The organism is Flavobacterium fluviatile (assembly GCF_010645065.1).
Lineage (GTDB): Bacteria > Bacteroidota > Bacteroidia > Flavobacteriales > Flavobacteriaceae > Flavobacterium > Flavobacterium fluviatile.
In genome coordinates this window covers 55,266-73,544 of sequence record NZ_JAADZW010000012.1, presented here as the reverse complement: position 1 = coordinate 73,544, position 18,279 = coordinate 55,266, and the positions used below count along the sequence as shown (strand labels likewise).

At 33.9% G+C, this 18,279-nt stretch carries 8 protein-coding genes; 4 read left to right on the top strand and 4 right to left on the bottom strand.

Features of this window, described 5'->3' with window-relative positions:
* Position 1 precedes the first annotated feature (1 nt).
* The 4 genes from GXM17_RS13115 to GXM17_RS13100 all read right to left on the bottom strand — a co-directional run bounded on the left by GXM17_RS13115 (position 2) and on the right by GXM17_RS13100 (position 6,811).
* On the bottom strand, positions 2–1,300 hold the full coding sequence (locus tag GXM17_RS13115; protein ID WP_163399779.1) for a family 8 glycosyl hydrolase: 1,299 nt from the start codon (positions 1,298–1,300) through the stop codon (positions 2–4).
* 17 nt (positions 1,301–1,317) lie between these two features.
* Positions 1,318–2,871 carry a glycoside hydrolase family 43 protein gene (locus tag GXM17_RS13110; protein ID WP_163399778.1) on the bottom strand — a complete coding sequence of 518 codons (1,554 nt, stop codon included), beginning with the start codon at positions 2,869–2,871 and terminating at the stop codon, positions 1,318–1,320.
* 22 nt (positions 2,872–2,893) lie between these two features.
* Positions 2,894–3,850 carry a glycoside hydrolase family 43 protein gene (locus GXM17_RS13105; protein ID WP_163399777.1) on the bottom strand — a complete coding sequence of 319 codons (957 nt, stop codon included), beginning with the start codon at positions 3,848–3,850 and terminating at the stop codon, positions 2,894–2,896.
* Between the two features lie 846 nt (positions 3,851–4,696).
* The gene (locus GXM17_RS13100) at positions 4,697–6,811 is read right to left on the bottom strand and encodes a thioredoxin domain-containing protein (RefSeq protein ID WP_163399776.1); all 2,115 of its coding nucleotides are present in this window, start codon (positions 6,809–6,811) and stop codon (positions 4,697–4,699) included.
* Positions 6,812–7,098: 287 nt separating this feature from the next.
* Here GXM17_RS13100 and GXM17_RS13095 point away from each other — a divergent pair, with 287 nt between their 5' ends.
* The 4 genes from GXM17_RS13095 to GXM17_RS13080 all read left to right on the top strand — a co-directional run bounded on the left by GXM17_RS13095 (position 7,099) and on the right by GXM17_RS13080 (position 18,127).
* On the top strand, positions 7,099–8,565 hold the full coding sequence (locus tag GXM17_RS13095; protein WP_163399775.1) for an MFS transporter: 1,467 nt from the start codon (positions 7,099–7,101) through the stop codon (positions 8,563–8,565).
* Between the two features lie 292 nt (positions 8,566–8,857).
* Positions 8,858–12,994: a hybrid sensor histidine kinase/response regulator transcription factor gene (locus GXM17_RS13090; protein WP_163399774.1), complete on the top strand. Its 4,137-nt coding sequence runs from the start codon at positions 8,858–8,860 to the stop codon at positions 12,992–12,994.
* Between the two features lie 624 nt (positions 12,995–13,618).
* Positions 13,619–16,630 carry a SusC/RagA family TonB-linked outer membrane protein gene (locus GXM17_RS13085; protein WP_244307399.1) on the top strand — a complete coding sequence of 1,004 codons (3,012 nt, stop codon included), beginning with the start codon at positions 13,619–13,621 and terminating at the stop codon, positions 16,628–16,630.
* A gap of 12 nt (positions 16,631–16,642) precedes the next feature.
* The gene (locus GXM17_RS13080; RefSeq protein WP_163399772.1) at positions 16,643–18,127 is read left to right on the top strand and encodes a RagB/SusD family nutrient uptake outer membrane protein; all 1,485 of its coding nucleotides are present in this window, start codon (positions 16,643–16,645) and stop codon (positions 18,125–18,127) included.
* Positions 18,128–18,279: the final 152 nt, after the last annotated feature.

The window sequence follows — 18,279 nt, the reverse complement described above, 5'->3', positions numbered from 1 at the left end:
TTTATTTTACTGCCGGATGTATAATTTTGTAATTCCCACTAAGGTGCATAAGGCTAAAGAGATACATTAGCCCATCATAATACGGATCAAAGTAACCATCTTCATAAGGTTCTAGCTTAGCATTCCAAAGCGCATGAACAAAATCAATACTCTTTTTATCCGGATTGACCAGTGATGCTGTAGCTGAAGTTGCTACTAATCCTATCGAGTGTCTGAGTTTTTTGACTGGTCCTGCCTGTAGAATAAAATCTGGTGTGGAACCATCAAGATTGTATTGATCTACAAACGTTTCTATACCTTTAGACCTGAGGAAGTTTTGAAATTTCACAGCATATTCTTCCTGCCACTTTTTATCTTTTCCGTACCAGGTATAATCCATTGCAATATTCATTGGAACGCGCCATGAATCGTAACGAAATCCGGGAGGCATCCATGGTGTGGGATGCGGTTCTCCGTTAAACTCAGTATAATCTGAATTTAAGCCTGTAACGGGATGACATGCCTTATGCAGAAAATTACGCGAAACTTCAGCACATTCTTTATAAAACTGTTCATGGCCGTCTTTGGCATACAAAGCCCATATTTCATAGAATGCAGGAACATGATAGGACGGATCTGTCCAGTTATACCCGCCTCCTTCCGGTACGAAAGATATTTGCTTATGCGCTGTATTTATGATATTATAAATATTACCTGTGCCATCTTTTTTCCACATGGCATCTAATATTTTTCTTGCTTCATTATAATAATGAATTCCTGTATCATTACCCCATTTGTTCGACGCAAAAAGCAGGCTGGTTATGTAATACAATTCCCCATCAGATGCAGATCCAGCCGAATTTTGTTTTTTAGTTTCAGGATTTACACTCCACGCAAAATAACCTTGCCTTGGTCCATCCTGATGCTGCATATATTTTACAGACCATCGCCAGATACGGTCAAAAACTTCTTTTTTATTGAGCTGAACGGCAACCATCATTCCATATGACATTCCTTCGGTACGGGCATCTTTATTTTTCACATCAGAAACATATCCTAAAGTATCTCCTTCTTCAAAATATACTTTATTTGGTCCTTCAAATACATCATAATAGGCCTGTGCTACTTTATTGTCTATTTCAGTCTGGCTGTAGCCAGCTTCTTTAAACAGATTGCGGTAATGAAGCGTTTTAAATGCTGATTTTTCTGCTTTCTTTTTATGCTGACAGATAACTAAAGCAGGAATTATTAATCCGAATATAAGTATTAAAATTCGGAGACTGAACAGATATTCACTTTTAGCATTTTTATTTGTTGCCATATTTTTTTTGCTTTTTTTTAATTTTTAATTCTAAACCAATCAAAATCAACGAATCCGCCTGTTCCTTTTGTGGCATAATTAAACAACCCGAAACGATAGCCCATAAAATGCGGAATGGTGTACTTCATTTTCAAAGTTTCGCCTATCGGGTTCCAAATCTTTCCATCTAAACTATAGAAGAAATTAGCTTCGTCTTTTTTATTCGTAAAATCGCAATCAATCCTGAAATAAATCTGATCCTGATGCAAAGGAATACGCTGTATTTCTGCAGAAATATCATTGTTAGCACTTACCATTACAATTGCCTTTTTACTTCCTTCAGCTTTCACGCCTACTAATCCATACTCTTTTTGCAAAACACTTAATCCTGCAAAATCTCCGTCTTTCATTTTGGAAACATCCAATGAAACTGAACCTGTACAGGCAGGACCAATGGTGCGTTGTGTAAGTGTGTTTCTTGCTAAAAGGAAATCAGTGTCAATTCTTCCCGTCCTAAGGCGCAGATAACCTTTTCTTTCTGTTACTGACCAGAGTTTATCATCCGGATTATGGTTCCATTGCCACACTAACGGAAGCCCTTTTTCGCCTCTCTTGCGACTGAATTCGTCAGTATTAACAAGTCCGGGAATTAATCCTTTGCTAACAGGCAGCTCTATTGTTTCGGGCACTTTCCCATTTTTCCCTAATATTGGCCAGCCGTTCTCCCATTTCACAGGAACCAGATAAGGAATTCTTCCTACCGCACCAAAATCGCGAAAAAGATACGAGAACCAGCGTCCGTCTGGTGTATCAATAAGTCCTCCCTGTGCAACGCCTAAATCCTGTAAGCCTATTTTTCCTTCCCATGGACCATTAATATTGTCAGCTCTGTGTATGACAACCGTACGCATTCCTCCTTTTGGCCAGCAAATGTTAAACAGATAATATTTTCCATTAACTTTAAACAATTGAGAGCCTTCAGAGCCCAGCATAATATTATCTCCTGCAGGCTTACTGGCATTCTCAATAATAACTTTTTCGGAAGAACCATCTTTTATTCCTGTGAGTTCTTCATTTAATTCAACCAGTTTTATTTTTTCGGATCCATAAATTAAATAAGATCTGCCATCATCAAAAAACAAAGAATGGTCATGATAGGACGGTTTAAAAGATACCCTTTGCCAGTTTCCTTTTTCTATATCTTTGGTTTTAAAAATATAAGTTTCTCCGGTTGTTCCCGAAAAAGTGGTTACATAATATATTCCTTTGTGAAAACGCAAACTACTTGCCCAGGAGCCTCTTCCATAAGTACTTTTACCGTTAGTTAAATTCAATTCCGGTATATCGCCTAATGTATCGTAAGCATAATTAATAAGTTTCCAGTTAACAAGATCCTTAGACTTCATAATAGGTACACCAGGATTCATGTGCATTGTAGTACTGCTCATATAATAGTCTGATCCTACCCTGATTATGGCCAGATCCGGAACATCGGCAAATATGATTGGGTTTTGAGCAAATTCCTCCTGAGAGATTGCAGTTTGAAAAATTAAATTAAAGCATATAAAAATGAAACTGATTTTATTTTTCATTAGATACCAAGATAATGTATTACTATATTTTACTTACTCCTTTGGTAGTTTGTATTACTTTTTGAATAGTCCCATCCGTGTTGTAATACATATAATCTACACAAACAGAACGTCTGTAACTCCCCCCCGTAGGCAAGGCTCCATTATGGTAAAAAAAGTATGATTTTCCTTTATAATCTATAATTCCCGGATGTGTTGTAAAACTATTATTTACATTCTCCTGGATAATTCCCTGATAGGTCCATGGTCCGGTTGGACTCTTAGCAGTACAGTATTCTATCATTTCAGGTTTTGTACCTGCACTTGCATATACTAAATAATAAAGATCTTTTCTTTTATATACCCAGGGTCCTTCAATATAGTTTTTGGGTTTGAAAGTAGTAATCCCGCCCTCCATCTCTGTCATATTTTCTTTGAGCTTAACCCATTTACAGCTTCCATTTCCCCAAAACAGATAAGCTTGCCCATCATCATCTACAAATACAGAAGGATCGATATCATCCCATGCATATTTCATGTCAGTAGTCATTTCATTAATTACAAGCGCTTTACCTATTGCATCTTTAAAAGGTCCGGCTGGTCTGTCTGAAACTGCAACACCTATAGCTGCTCCTCCTTCACTAACCTCACTTTTTTTATGAAATGTGGAAACAAACCAATAAAATTTACCGTTTCTTTCAATACACTGAGCTGCATAAGCATCTCCTGTTGCCCATGAAAAGGTTTCTGGTGAGAGCGGCGCACCATGATCTTTCCATGTAGCCATATCTGTGGTAGAAAACACGTGCCAGTCTGACATTTTATAATTGGTGTCTGCTTCTGTCGCTACATCATGCCCAGTATATAAAAACAAAGTGTCTTTATGGACAATAGGCGAAGGATCAGCGGTAAAAATATGTTTAATAATGGGGTTTTGTGCTGTTATTTCAATGGTTGTAATACAACAAAACAGCAATAGCATCGTGATATTAAATTTCATGTTATAGTTTTTTGGGTTTATAATCAATTATGTGGTTTTCTCATTTGTAGTTATCTTTTACCCGGCCTGTTTGTCGTACTCTTCAATACTGTAAACTTGCCTGGTGATGTGCAGCTTTATTTTCTTCATTGAAAAATTGCAAAACTGTTTTAGCAAGTAATATCACCATAAGCCTAAATATAATGTCTTATTGTGCCAACAGTAAAGTGGTACAATAACAATCCCTCTTTGATGTGATTTTGTAATAAAAAAGCCGAAAGGGATTTTTAACTTCCGGCTTTAATTTAAAAACTAACACTAACTAACATTAGCTACAAACTACGTACAGGCAGCATATAACCAATTATTACCTTTTTAAATTCTGCCTAAAAAATTATTTCTTAACTTAATTTTTGGCATAATATCACATATTAAGAATATCAAAAATTCAAATTATATAATACACTATAATTAATAAGTGTATTTATTACAAATATAAAAAAATATTTTAATACACAATCGGTTGTTTGATATTTTTTTTAATGATTTTAAATAAAAATGCCTAATTAAAAATATTTTATTTATTTATAGATAAAATATTTTGCACTATAATCAGTTAGCGTTGAAGTTTATTATAAAATCTAAAGTCAAAACACAGAAATAAACCTTATCTAAGAAGTAATAATAAAAAGAAGTATGTAGCCGAAAAACAATACTCTGTTATCATCGGTATTTATTAATTTCTGAAAAAAACAACTGGTTGCTTAATGACTTTTAAGCAAAACATCTTTACTGCATAGCTGTTTTGAAAATCTTATACAGATTAAAAATCAAATAAGGAATTATAACGAAAAAAATCGGTAGAATCTACAAGCTATTTTTTATTTTAGAAACAGCTATCCCAACCTCCTTTTCAGGCTTTTTGCAGGCATTGTTTACGCAAACATAAATATAGGTTTCATTGTCTATAAAACGATTTTGTAAAATTGGAATGGTGCTTTCTTTTGTCGATCCTGCAATAAGAATATTTGGCAGATAATACGTTTGCAGCTGCATCATCTTGCTTATAGCGCCTTTTCCCGAAAGAGCAACTTCAAAATATTCATCCGTATAATTCAGCATTAAATTAAGCCAGTTATAATATTCAGCCGGAGATTGCAATGCATCTGCTTTTACATTATTTAACATTTTTAGAGCTGTTTTAGCATATAGATCATTAGAGTAATAATGCCCTAACAGAAATAAATTGTGAGCCAGAATAGAATTGGAACCGGGAATTACATTGTCTGCAATTTCCATTTTTCGGGCAATCAAATTTGCTGAAGTATCAGATGTAAAATAAAACATATTTGATTTTTTATCCCAAAAATGCCGGAGCATGTAATCCGTTAATTGTTTTGCCTCGTTTAGCCATTTTTCGTCAAATGTAATTTCATAAAGTGCAATAAAAGCATCTGCAACTATGGCATAATCTTCTGAAAAACCATTGATACTGCTTTTACCATCTTTGTAGCTGTGAAATAAACTCCCGTCTTTTTTAAGCTGATTAGCCACAATAAAATCAGCATTTTTTAAAGCAATTTCTTTATGATGAGGAGTGCGGAATGTTTTATAAGCGCTAATATAACCCTTTAGCATTAAAGCGTTCCATGAAGTAAGTGTCTTATTGTCTAAATGAGGTCGCGTCCGTTCGTTTCTGGCTGCCAATAATATCTGCTTCCAGCTTTTTACTTTTGCACTTAATTCCTTTAGGGTCAGCTTATTTCTTATTGCAAAATCTTTATTAGACTGGCTTTTAAATAAAACATACGACTGATTTTCCCATAAACCGTTCTCATTAATATTATAATATTTTTGAAAAAGACTGTAATCAGACTTTAATATGGACTTTAACTCTTGTTGCGTCCAGACATAATAAGCACCTTCTTCCAGTTTGTTTTCTTTATTTTTGCTGTCTGCATCTAAGGAAGAATAAAATGCCCCATTAGAAGCCATAAGCTCCCTCTCTACAAAATCCAGTGTTTCAAGAACCGTTTTTTTGTATAACTCATCTTTGGTTACAAGATATGCATCAGAATATAAGCTTACTAATTGTGCATTATCATACAGCATTTTCTCAAAATGAGGGATATGCCATTTAGCATCTACTGAATACCTTGCAAAACCACCACCAACGGCATCGTAAATTCCGCCATCAGCCATTTTCACAAGCGTGGTCTGCACATATTTTTGAATCGATTTGTCATTATTCTGGATACCGTAGCGAAGCAGAAAACTTAAAGTGCCCGGCATTGGAAATTTCGTTTCGCCAACTAAGCCTCCCTGCTTATAATCTAAGTCCTTTTGCCATGACTTTACGGCGGTAAAAATCTCTAAATTTTCAAAACTTACTTCATCATTATTGACTGCAATTAACTGTGAGTCCTGGATTCCTTTTACTAATTTATCAGCATATTCAGTTGCTTTTTCAGGATTGTTTTTATACAAATCATAAAGTTCAGTTAATGCTTTTGTCCACTCCTCTTTAGTAAAGTAAGTTCCGCCAAAAATAGGACGACCGTCCGGAAGAGCAATACAATTTAACGGCCATCCGCCTTTGCCTGTCATCAATTGTACCGCATTCATGTATATTTGATCAATATCAGGACGTTCTTCCCTGTCCACTTTTATACTAATAAAATGATCATTCATTAGTTTCGCTATGGCTTCGTTTTCAAAACTCTCCTCTTCCATCACATGACACCAGTGACAGGCAGAATAACCTACGGAAATAATAATAAGCTTATTCTCTGCCTTTGCTTTGTCTAAAGCTTCTTTATTCCATGCTTTCCAGTCAACAGGATTATGTGCATGCTGCAAAAGATACGGACTCGTTTCTTTGATTAAATCATTGGTATATTTATGATTTTCACTATTGTCCTGCTTTCTGTTGCAGCTTATAAAAAGAAAAGGTATAATAAATAAAAGGTATAAAACACGCATATAAACAAAATGAAAAGTGAAATAATTAACGTTACCTGAGTAGTTTTTTTTTACTAAAAAGCTAAAATAGTATTTTATTTTTAATGGATTCACTGTAATAAAATTATGCTTCAAAAGTGATATTAAACGCTTCAAAAGTGACAATCTTATTTAAGCTTTCCAACTATTTTTACGTTTGTTTTATTATTAAAACGAATAAAAATATCAGTTCATTTCCTGATAATAATCTATCTAAAATTTTAATCAGCATAATGACTGATGGAAGAAAAAAAACAACCGTTCTCCGTATGAATAACACATCACAAAAGCTTTCAGTATTAGAAAAAACAGGATATGGTTTAGGCGATTTTGCAGCGAATTTAATCTTTCAGACTTTACTCACCTTTTTGGCTTTCTTTTACACAGATGTTTATAAAATTCCTGCGGGAACTGCAAGTATCATTATTTTTATTGGGGGTTTTACAGGCGCTTTTTTTAACATTATCATGGGCGTTATTGCTGACCGTACCAGAACCCGATGGGGAAAATTCAGACCCTGGATATTATGGACCGCATTACCTTTTGGATTAGCTTCAGTCTTAACTTTTTTAACTCCTGATTTTGGATTAAGAGGTAAAATCATCTACACATTACTGACTTACTTTTTTTTAGTATTAATTTATGCAGCAAATAATTTGCCGTATGTTGCTTTGAGCGGTGTACTAACGGGTGATATGAAAGAAAGAAACAGCCTTTCCTGCTATCGCTTTGTCGCTGTGATGGTAGCACAATTTATAATTCAGTCACTTTTATTGCCTTTAGTTTTAATTTTAGGTCATGGTGACAAAGCTGAAGGATTTAAAAACACAATGTTATTATTTGCTTTTATTGGAGTAATTTGTCTGTTGATTACTTTTTTTACCACCAGGGAAAGGATCATTCCTACAGAAAATCAGCAATCTTCAGTTAAACAGGATTTTAGAGATTTATCCAAAAATGGTCCCTGGCTTGTTATGTTATTAGTTACGATTTTGGTATTTATAACCTTATCCTTAAAAGGTGGTATGTATGTTTTTTATTTTAAATATTATTTAGATCCTGCAGCACAAGAAGTTTTTTTAAAAGATACTGGGTTTTCCGGATTTATTGAATCCCTCAATAATTCCCTGATTGGAATGGGACTAACGGATCTTCAGTGGCCAAAAGATGTTCCAACCTCTGCATTTAGCCTGTTTAATGCTGGCGGAATTCTGTTTATGATTATTGGAATTCTGTTTTCAAAGTCATTTGCAGATGCCTTTGGCAAAAGAAACATCTACATCACATTCATATTTTTATCAGCTATAAGCTTATTGCTTTTTAATTTTTACAGCAAAACAGCCATTTCCCTGGTTTTTCTTACCCAAATGATACATGGATTCCTTTATGGTATAACCATTCCTTTATTATGGGCCATGATTGCTGACGTTGCGGATTACAGCGAATGGAAAAACGATCGAAGAGCCACTGCTACTGTCTTTTCAGCAATGATTTTCGGGATAAAATTAGGGATAAGTATAGGCGGCGCCCTAGGTGCCGGTTTTTTATCCAAATATGGATATGTTGCTGAAGAAGTTCGTCAGGTTGCAACAGTTGCTGAAGGGATAAAACTATCTATAAGCATTTATCCGTGCTTTATATTTATTATTAGTGCTGTTTTATTGTGTTTTTATAGAATAGATAAGAATATGGAAATTGAAATTGAAAATGATTTAAGAGAAAGAAGAATAAACTAACCCATATTTTTAAGTAGGTATTTTATCACAACACAAAAACAAATAACTGATTTTCAATTAAAAATATATATATTTAACCCGTTGGTTGAAATGAGCTTTTGCTTTAATTTTCATCAGTTCGGATGAACCTGGATAGAAAATTGTACGGAGAACAGGAAACTTAGAATTAAAACCATTCTCAATACGGTTTTTTATTTGCATTTCACTACTCAAAAAAAAACCGAATTGGCGTTCTTTATCATTTCACCCAACTGGTATATATTTAATTTAAACTTTACTAACCGCAATCATAATGTCCCCAAAAAAATGCTTAAAAATCGTTTTACTCTTTTTGCTTTCCATAAATTGTTTGTTTTCCCAAAACAAGTTTGAGAACTATCAATTCAGGCTTGTAAATAAAGAAACTTCCAAAAGCGGAATTTATACCATTACACAGGATCAGTCCGGTGCTATGTGGATAGGAACAAATGGTGCAGGTTTATACAAATTTGATGGGACAAATTATATTGCTTACGAACAAAATTCCAATGTAAACAATTCTATCAATAGTAATTTGATTTATAGCACTTATGTAGACACACACAACCGATTGTGGATAGGCACAGACGAAGGATTATGTCTCTATAACAGAGATTTGAATACTTTCGGGAATATTGATCTCAAAAAGAAAACAGGAAATGAAACGGTGATTTCGGTTAAAAGCATTATTGAGGACAAAAATGGAAATCTGTATCTGGGAACATTTAACGGAGGCTTATTAAAACTGAATCCGGAGACCCGAAAAATAACTACGATAAAGCTTGATATTCCCAACACCGCAAACTGTCTTATCAATTGTTTGGCAAAAGATAAAAATGGTATCATTTATTTAGGCACTAATTATGGATTAAGAGTCGTTGATCCTTTAAAAAATCAGGCTCATAAGATAAAGACAGAACATGACAATCAGCTACTCGCAGGTAATATAGTATCGATGTTTATTGACAGCAGGCAAAATTTATGGATTGGTAATGGCTATAAAGGACTTGTAAAATTAGATCTGAATCCAAAAGAAAAAAAGCCTGTATCTTACTCTATTACAGGAAAAAGAATTATGTCCATACTCAGTACAGATCCTAAAACGATTCTTTGTGCTACCGAAAATGACGGACTAATTATTGTAAACGATCAGGGAGAGATTCAAAAAAAATATGTAAACAGTAAATTCAATAACCGCAGTTTAAGCTCAAACTCTGTCTGGTCTTTATTTTTGGACAGAGAGAAAAGAATCTGGCTGGGATATTACAATAAAGGTTTGGGTGTCTTTGATAAAATAAACAGCAGGGTAAATATTCTGGAAAGCCTGCCTGGAAATCCTCAATCGTTGCAAACCAGTTGTGTTACCGGTATTGCCAAAGATAATCAGGGCCAGTTATGGATTGCTATGGAAGGTGGAGGAGTTGATGTCTATAATACTAAAACAAAAAAATTTAAGCATATTACCCGATCTGATAATAGCTTTTATTCCGGATTAACCAATGATAACATCACCAACGTATTTATTGACCGAAATGAGAATATTTGGCTATCAAGCTGGAATGAAGGGATTTTTGTTTTAAAAAAAGGAAGCAGAAACTTTATTAATTACAATACCGGGAATACTTCTGGTCTTACTTCAGACAATATTATGAGTATTGCTGAGGACTCCAGAGGTGTAATCTGGATAGGGACTTTTGCAAAAGGCCTGCACTATTATACTCCATCAGATGGGCGGTTTCACCATTGCAATTCTAAACCATTTTACACAAACGGATTGGTAAATCTGGACATCAGAAAAGTAATAGCGGACTCCGATGACACCATTTGGGTTGGTTCAACTACGGGATTATACAAGGTTAACACAACAGATTTTGTTACGTTTTCAGTTAGTTCCTTAAGGTATAAAATGTCTGAAAAGTTCAAAAATCACAAAAGCACGCATACCATTAATACGCTATATCAGGCCCATAATAAAGAAATCTGGATTGGTACTGATGGTGCAGGTTTATTTAGCTATAATAAAAAAACAGATTCCCTGAAATGGTATATCAATTTTAAAGGACTTCATGAAAAATCAATTTCTTCGATTGCTGAATCAAATGATGGCAATATCTGGCTAAGTGGAAAGAAAGGAATTACCAAACTGGATCTAAAAAACAAAACTTCAGTAAATTACTCTATACATGATGGCCTGTTAGGAAACGACTTTAATAACAATTCTGTTTTGAAAGATAAAAACGGATTGCTGTATTTTGGAAGCTACGAAGGCTTAAATTACTTCAATCCTGCGAATTTGGTTAAAAGCAAAAAACAACTTCCTGTTTACTTAACTGATTTTAAACTTTTTAACAAATCTATTGGTCCGCTTGAAAAAAATTCACCTCTGATTAAAGTAATATCAGAGACCAAAAAAATAATCCTGAAACACGATCAATCGGTATTTACAATAGATTTTATCGCAATTAATTATTCTTTTCCCGCCAGAAATGAATTTGCCTATTATTTAAAAGGATTTGAAGATTCGTGGAATTATGTTGGCAATAAACACTCTGCAACTTACACGAACTTAGCACCCGGCAATTATGTCTTTAAAGTTAAAGCGTCAGAAAAAAATGGAGTCTGGAGCCAAAAACCATTAGAATTAAAAATTGAGGTCTTACCGCCCTGGTGGAAAACATCTTTTGCTTACCTGTTTTATTCTTTATTACTATTTGCTGCAGTTTATTTTGCCAATCAATACTATCAAAATCGTTTTAAACAAAAGCAAATGATAGAATTCGAACAAAAAAAGGCAGTCCAAATTGAAAAACTAAATAATAAAAAGTTACAGTTCTTTACCAATATATCACATGAATTCAGGACTCCCCTTACTTTAATTTTAAATCCATTAGGAGATATAATCAAAAATCATGGTTCGGAATTGCCGAAAAGCGTACTCAGTAAATTGAAAACCATTCAAAAAAGTTCAGACCGGCTTTCCAGGCTGATCAATGAGTTAATGGATTTTAATCAGTTGCAGTTTAACAAAATGACCATTAAACTACAGCTGATTGACGTGATAAGTTTTACAAAAGAAATTGTCAGTTATTTTGATGAAGAAGCATTAAGCCGTGGTATCCATCTGCAATTTGAGTCTAATAAAACATCTTTAAAAGACTGGATTGACCCGAAAATGTTCGAGAAAATTATCTTTAATGTAATATCAAATGCTTTCAAGGTTACTCCCGATAATGGCATAATAAAAGTAAAGATTGCGGTGAATGATGAACACACCAATTTTCCTCTGATCAGTTCTACAAATACATACCCGTCATTTGAAATAATTGTAGAAGATACCGGTGCGGGACTCGATAAAAAAGACATTAAGAGAATCTTTGACCGTTTCTATCAGGTAAACAACTTAAATAAAGCCTATTATGGAAGTACCGGAATAGGATTAGAAGTTGTTCGAGGATTTGTAGAATTGCATAAAGGCATAATCAAGGTAGAGAGCGAATTGGGAGCTGGTACGACTTTTAAACTATTATTTCCTGTTGGAAAAGATTTTTTCAATGAAAACGAAATATCACTTGAAGAATTTAAAAAGGATAAAAAAGTAAGCTATACACCAGCAATTGAAAAAACAGAGGAGCAATCACAAGATGATCAGGAAAAACAGGATAGAATTTATACCATTTTGATTGTGGAAGACAATGTAGAACTGCGAAACTATCTAAAGAATGAACTCAAAAAAGAATATAAAGTTTTAGTCGCAGAGAATGGTCAGGTTGGTCTGGAATTAGCCTTACAAAAATTACCTGATTTGATTTTGACAGATGTAATTATGCCTGTTATGAGCGGTTTAGAGCTATGCAAAAATATTAAAGCCAATTTAAAAACGAGTCATATTCCGTTAATGATGTTATCTGCAAAGGCTTTAGTTAAAGATAAATTAGAAGGAATTGATTCCGGTGCAGATATGTATCTGAGTAAGCCTTTTGATATGGACATTTTAAAATCCAGTCTGGTACAATTAATTAACAGCAGGCAGATAATGTTTAATAAATTCTACAACGGAATTACGCCAAAGGCAAAAGAAAAAACGACCACTTTAGATAACGAATTCATAAAAAACACCCTTAATTATATTCATGAAAACATTAGTGAAACTGAGTTAAGTGTTGAAGTTTTGGCATCTAAGGTTTTTTTGAGCAGAAGTCAGTTGTATCGCAAAATTAAAACACTAACCGGCGTATCAGTAAATGAATTTATACGTAATGTTCGTTTAGAAAAAGCAAAAGAACTGATAGAACTGGGAAATGATAATATAACCGAGATTAGTTACAAAGTTGGCTTTAGCTCTCCATCCTATTTTACAAAATGTTATAAAGAAAAATTCGGATATCTGCCAACACATAATCATAAACAATAATTTAAAACATACGAATAGAAGGACAGTTGCATACTGTCTTTTTTTTATATCCGAAAGTGTCAGTCAATTGTGTTCTTTTTCTTATTTATTTGAAAACATCATAAATGCAAACCAAATCTGAACAGAGAATATTTCTTCATTTTTCTCTTACATTTCGACTTTCGAATATTATCAAATACAAAAAAATAGTTTGTTATTTTTTTTAATAACAAAATTATAGAGGACAATTATTAACTTTTTCCAATCTGAATTCTAATCAATATTACTCCTAAAACACTGAAATCAATAGGATTGCATGTGTTATGCTACAAAATTGATAGTTTTTGCATCATTTGTGATATGTGAAATTTATGTTAACGTAATATTTTTGGATTGAACATATCAAATAAACTAAAAAACAATTACTAACAATTTAAAAACAATTTTATCAATGAAATAAAAACCAAATCATTTATTGAATGCCATTTTTAAATCAAAATCAAACATAAAAATGATATGAAACATAATTGAAAAACATATTGTTTACTATTTCTAAACTTTTAAAGAACAGAAAATCAAATTCAATAAAATAACAAATTTTACAACCAGACAATTATTTAACTAAACAAAAACCAATTAACTATGATGTTAAAATTGAAATTTGCAATAATCGCATTGCTTATAGTTAGCACTCAGGATGTGATGGCACAATCAAAAACCATAAAGGGTGTAGTTACTGATCCGGCAGGGGTTCCATTACCGGGTGCCAGTATTAATGTACAAGGATCTAAAAATAGTGCATCAACAGACTTTGATGGTAACTACGCATTACAAGGAGTTAGTGCGACAGACAAAATAACATTTTCTTACGTAGGGTTAACTTCACAAACGATCACTGTGGGGGACCAGACTGTTATCAATATTAAATTAGCTGAATCAGCACAAACCTTAAATGAAGTTGTTGTAGCTTACGGTACTCAAAAGAGAGCTAAGGTTACCGGAGCAATTTCAACAGTAAGCTCAAAAGACATTGTAGCCGTACCTATTACTAATGCCGAGTCTGCTTTGCAAGGTAGAGCAGCTGGTGTTACTGTTGTAAATGGTGCGCCGGGTACAAGTCCTGTAGTTAAGATTCGTGGATTGGCTACAATGAATAACAGTGATCCATTATATGTTGTCGATGGAGTTTTGGTAGGTAACTTATCAGGGCTGAATCCAAGTGATATTGAATCTATGTCTGTATTGAAAGATGCTTCTACAACAGCTCTGTATGGAGCAAAGGCTTTTAATGGTGTAATTATGGTTACTACCAAAAAAGGAAAAAAAGGTCCTGGCCAATTGACTTTCAGTTCGTATGTAGGTGCACAAACTGTTACTAAGAGATATGATGTCTTAAATACACAACAATATCTACAATATGCCCAAGATGCATTTAACCAGGATTTAATAGCCAGGGCTGCTGAATTTGGCAATATAAATACAAATTGGCAGGATGAAATTTTCCAGACCGGTTTAATGCAGGATTACAATTTGAGTTTTTCAAATGGTTCTGAAAACTCAACAAGCCGTTACTCTGCGGGATATTTAAAACAAATAGGTTCAGTTATCGGAACAGGCTTCGAGCGTTATTCATTCAGATCTAATAATACTCAAAACATAGGTAAATTGACTGTAGGCAGTAGTATCGGAGTATCCTTCAACAAAACAAATCCAGAACGTAATTCAGGAGGCAGAACATTATTAGAGCATGCAATCAAAATGGCACCTTATATTCCTGTTTATAATGCTGAAAATTTAGGTGGATATGGAGGAGTAATAAAAGACATTGATGGTACAAATGATGCAGAAAACCCTGTTCGTGTAGCAAAAAACGGATATCAGGAAATCATTGGAACTTCTATAATAGGAAATATATTTGCAGAATTAGAACTTTACAAAGGACTGAAATTCAGATCACAAGTTTCTTTAGATTATTATCAAAACAGAGATCATACTTTTGTACCTGGCTTTTATGAAGGTACAAACTTTCAAAATTATTCTTCAACTGCTGAAATTAACTCTCAAGGACAAACCATTGTATTTGATAATAGTTTAACATACAAAACTACTATTGGAGAAAAACATAATATTGAAGTTTTAGGTGTTATTAGTAAAATTGAAAATAAAAGTCGTAATGTTACTGCAGGTAGCCGTAATCATATTTCAAATGATATAGATCAGTTAAGTATTACAGATCCAACTTTAACTTCGGCTAATTTTGAGACCAACAATTTAGGATATGTAGTTCGTCTTAATTATGACTATGCTGATAAATATTTACTTGCTGTTTCAGGACGTAGAGATGGTTCTTCCCGTTTTGGATCTAACAATCGTTATGGTAATTTCTACTCCCTGGCATTAGGCTGGAATATTGCCAAAGAAAGTTTTATGAATGGTTCTGTTTTCAGTACATTAAAACTTAGAGGAACTATTGGTACAACGGGAAATGACAAAATTGATGATTATAGATATAGTTCTAATCTAAACAATAATTACACATATCCATTTAATGGTCAGGCCGGTTTAGGGACTACTTCTGGCAGTGTAGCAAATCCAGATTTAAAGTGGGAATCTAAAAAAGATAGAAATATAGGTTTAGATTTCGGTTTATTTGATGAAAAATTTACAGGATCTATCGAATATTTTAATAATAAGAGTAGTGATATTCTTTTTGCTGTACCGCTTGCTGCCTCAACTGGAGCTCCTGGAGGTACACAATTCCAAAATATTGCCGATGTACAAGTAAGGGGTTTTGAAATTTCATTGGGTTATAATGACAGGCAAGGAGATTTTACCTGGTCAGCTATAGCTAACTTAGGGACTAGTAAAAATGAAGTCTTGTTTTTAGCGCCAACCGTAAGAAATCAAGTATTAGGCCCAGTACCTCGTGCAGGTTTAGAGAATTTTTCCAGATTAGAAGTTGGACAACCTCTATTCTACTTTTATGGTTATCAAACCAATGGTATTTATCAAAATCAGGCAGAAGTTAATGCTGCCTTAGGTTCAACTCAAACTGTTTATAAACCTGGTGATATCAGATTTGTAGATCGTAATGGCGATCAAGTAATTAACTCAGACGATAAAACAAACTTAGGAAATCCATATCCGGATTTTAATTATGGTTTAAATTTAAATGCAGCTTATAAAAATTTAGATTTCAACTGTTTTATATCAGGGGTACAGGGAAATGATATTTTTAATGCAAATAAATTTGATTTAGAGAGTATGGATCGTTTGTTTGGGGCAAGCACTGACGTTTTAGGAAGATCGATTGTTACTGGGAATGTTGTTACAAATCCTTCAGCTACCCTACCAAGAGCAGGTGGCGTATCTCAAAATGCCGGTTCAGCTAGTGAAAGATACATTGAAGATGGTTCTTATACAAGATTGAAAAACGTTACTTTAGGATATACATTCTCGGGTGACTCATTTAGTAAATATTTTTCAAAAGTAAGGTTTTATCTGAGTGGACAAAATTTGGTAACTATAACTAATTATTCTGGTTTAGATCCTGAAATAACACGTGGTACAGATGGTACTTCTGCTTCTGCCGGAATAGATTTAGGTAGATATCCACAACCTAAATCAGTTATTTTTGGTTTTGAAGTTTCATTTTAATATATATCAATAATGAGAAAAAAAATAAAATATATAGTTGTAGTGTTATCTGGAATTTTGGCAATAAATTCATGTGACACTAAGGATTTAGAATTAACTAATCCAAATGCATTATCACCTGATACTTTCTTTAAGACTGAAAATCAGGTACAATCTTCTGTAAATGCAGCCTACGCTAACTTGCAAACAAGAGGATTGTATGCCAGACATATTTTCTTTGCTTTAGACCTTATGTCTGCAGAAAATCAAGGAAATGGTGGATTAGAAGGTAACAAAAAACCTTTTGCGAATTTTTCTTTCGATGCCAGCAGTGATATTATTCAATACTACTGGGAGGCTTGTTTTTTAGGAATTGCTAAAGCCAATTTCGTATTAGACAATGAAGAAAAGATTCAGGCATTGCCAAACTCAGTCTTAACACAAGAGAAAAAAAATAAATTTTTAGGTGAAGCCCACTTTTTAAGAGCCTATTATTATTTTCTATTAGTCCCTCGTTTTGGAGATTTACCAATTTATACTACACAAACCATCGACGGTGCCGCTAGAAGCCCTAAAGAGGAAGTTTATAAATTAATTACAGATGATTTTGATTTTGCTTCGAAAAACTTATTAAGTAAAGACGTCGAAGAAAAAGGAAGAGCAACCAAAGAAGCTGCTTTTGCTTACTTAGGAAAAGCGCTTCTGTATCAAAAGAAATATGATGAAGCTTTAGCGGCTTTTAATAAAGTCACTGGATTTACATTAGAGCCTAAAGGTCAGTTCTATAATAATTTTATGGATGAAACAGAGCATGGTCCGGAATCCATTTTTGAGATTGAGTATGATGAAGCTCTGGGAGTGGGTGATAAATGGGGTAGTGACACTTCAGGAGAAGGAAAAGCTGAATCGACTCTTAGAGGTCAGGAATATGGTAACCTGGATTGGTATAATGTCTTCCCAACGGATGATCTGTTAGATGAATATGAAGCTGGTGATCTTCGTTTCGGGGATACTTTTTATGTACCGGGATCAAAATATAATAACGGAGCAAATACTATGACGGCTGCAAATTTTGGTAATGGTACTCGAAGAGCTGGCTGGAAAAAATATCAAAATTACTATAAGAGGGTATCCGAATTACAGCAATCGAGCATTAACTTCAAGGTTATGCGTTATTCAGATGTACTGCTTATGAAAGCAGAATGTGAAAATCAAAGAACAGGAGGTTCACAAACGGCTGCTATAGCTTATATCAAAGAAGTTAGGGACAGGGCCGGTTTAACAACTAATATCCCAGCAACAAAGGATGACGTTTTTAACGCCATTATTCATGAACGCAAGGTAGAATTAGCCGGAGAGCAGGTTCGTTTTGATGACCTTATAAGATGGGGGTTAGCAGCTGAAGAACTAAAAGATAAAGGTTTCCAGGTTGGTAAAAGTGAATTATGGCCAATACCAAACAGGGAAACATCTTCTAATCCGAATATAAAACCAAGTGATAATAATCCTGGTTACTAAATGAATTAAGTTAGTTAGGTTAAGTTAGTGTTTGATAAACAGCGTATGCAAATGCGCTGTTTATTTACTATGCAAAGCATAATTATCTGCCATAATATTTAAAAAAACTTTATACACTTATTTCATTTTTCCATAAGAACAGCTACAACGGT

Bases quoted from the DNA above. Each gene is read 5' to 3' on its own strand.
- GXM17_RS13105 (WP_163399777.1), bottom strand. From the start codon at position 3,850: ATGAAATTTAATATCACGATGCTATTGCTGTTTTGTTGTATTACAACC.
- GXM17_RS13095 (WP_163399775.1), top strand. From the start codon at position 7,099: ATGAATAACACATCACAAAAGCTTTCAGTATTAGAAAAAACAGGATAT.
- GXM17_RS13090 (WP_163399774.1), top strand. From the start codon at position 8,858: ATGTCCCCAAAAAAATGCTTAAAAATCGTTTTACTCTTTTTGCTTTCC.
- GXM17_RS13080 (WP_163399772.1), top strand. From the start codon at position 16,643: ATGAGAAAAAAAATAAAATATATAGTTGTAGTGTTATCTGGAATTTTG.
- GXM17_RS13100 (WP_163399776.1), bottom strand. From the start codon at position 6,811: ATGCGTGTTTTATACCTTTTATTTATTATACCTTTTCTTTTTATAAGC.
- GXM17_RS13110 (WP_163399778.1), bottom strand. From the start codon at position 2,871: ATGAAAAATAAAATCAGTTTCATTTTTATATGCTTTAATTTAATTTTT.
- GXM17_RS13085 (WP_244307399.1), top strand. From the start codon at position 13,619: ATGTTAAAATTGAAATTTGCAATAATCGCATTGCTTATAGTTAGCACT.
- GXM17_RS13115 (WP_163399779.1), bottom strand. From the start codon at position 1,300: ATGGCAACAAATAAAAATGCTAAAAGTGAATATCTGTTCAGTCTCCGA.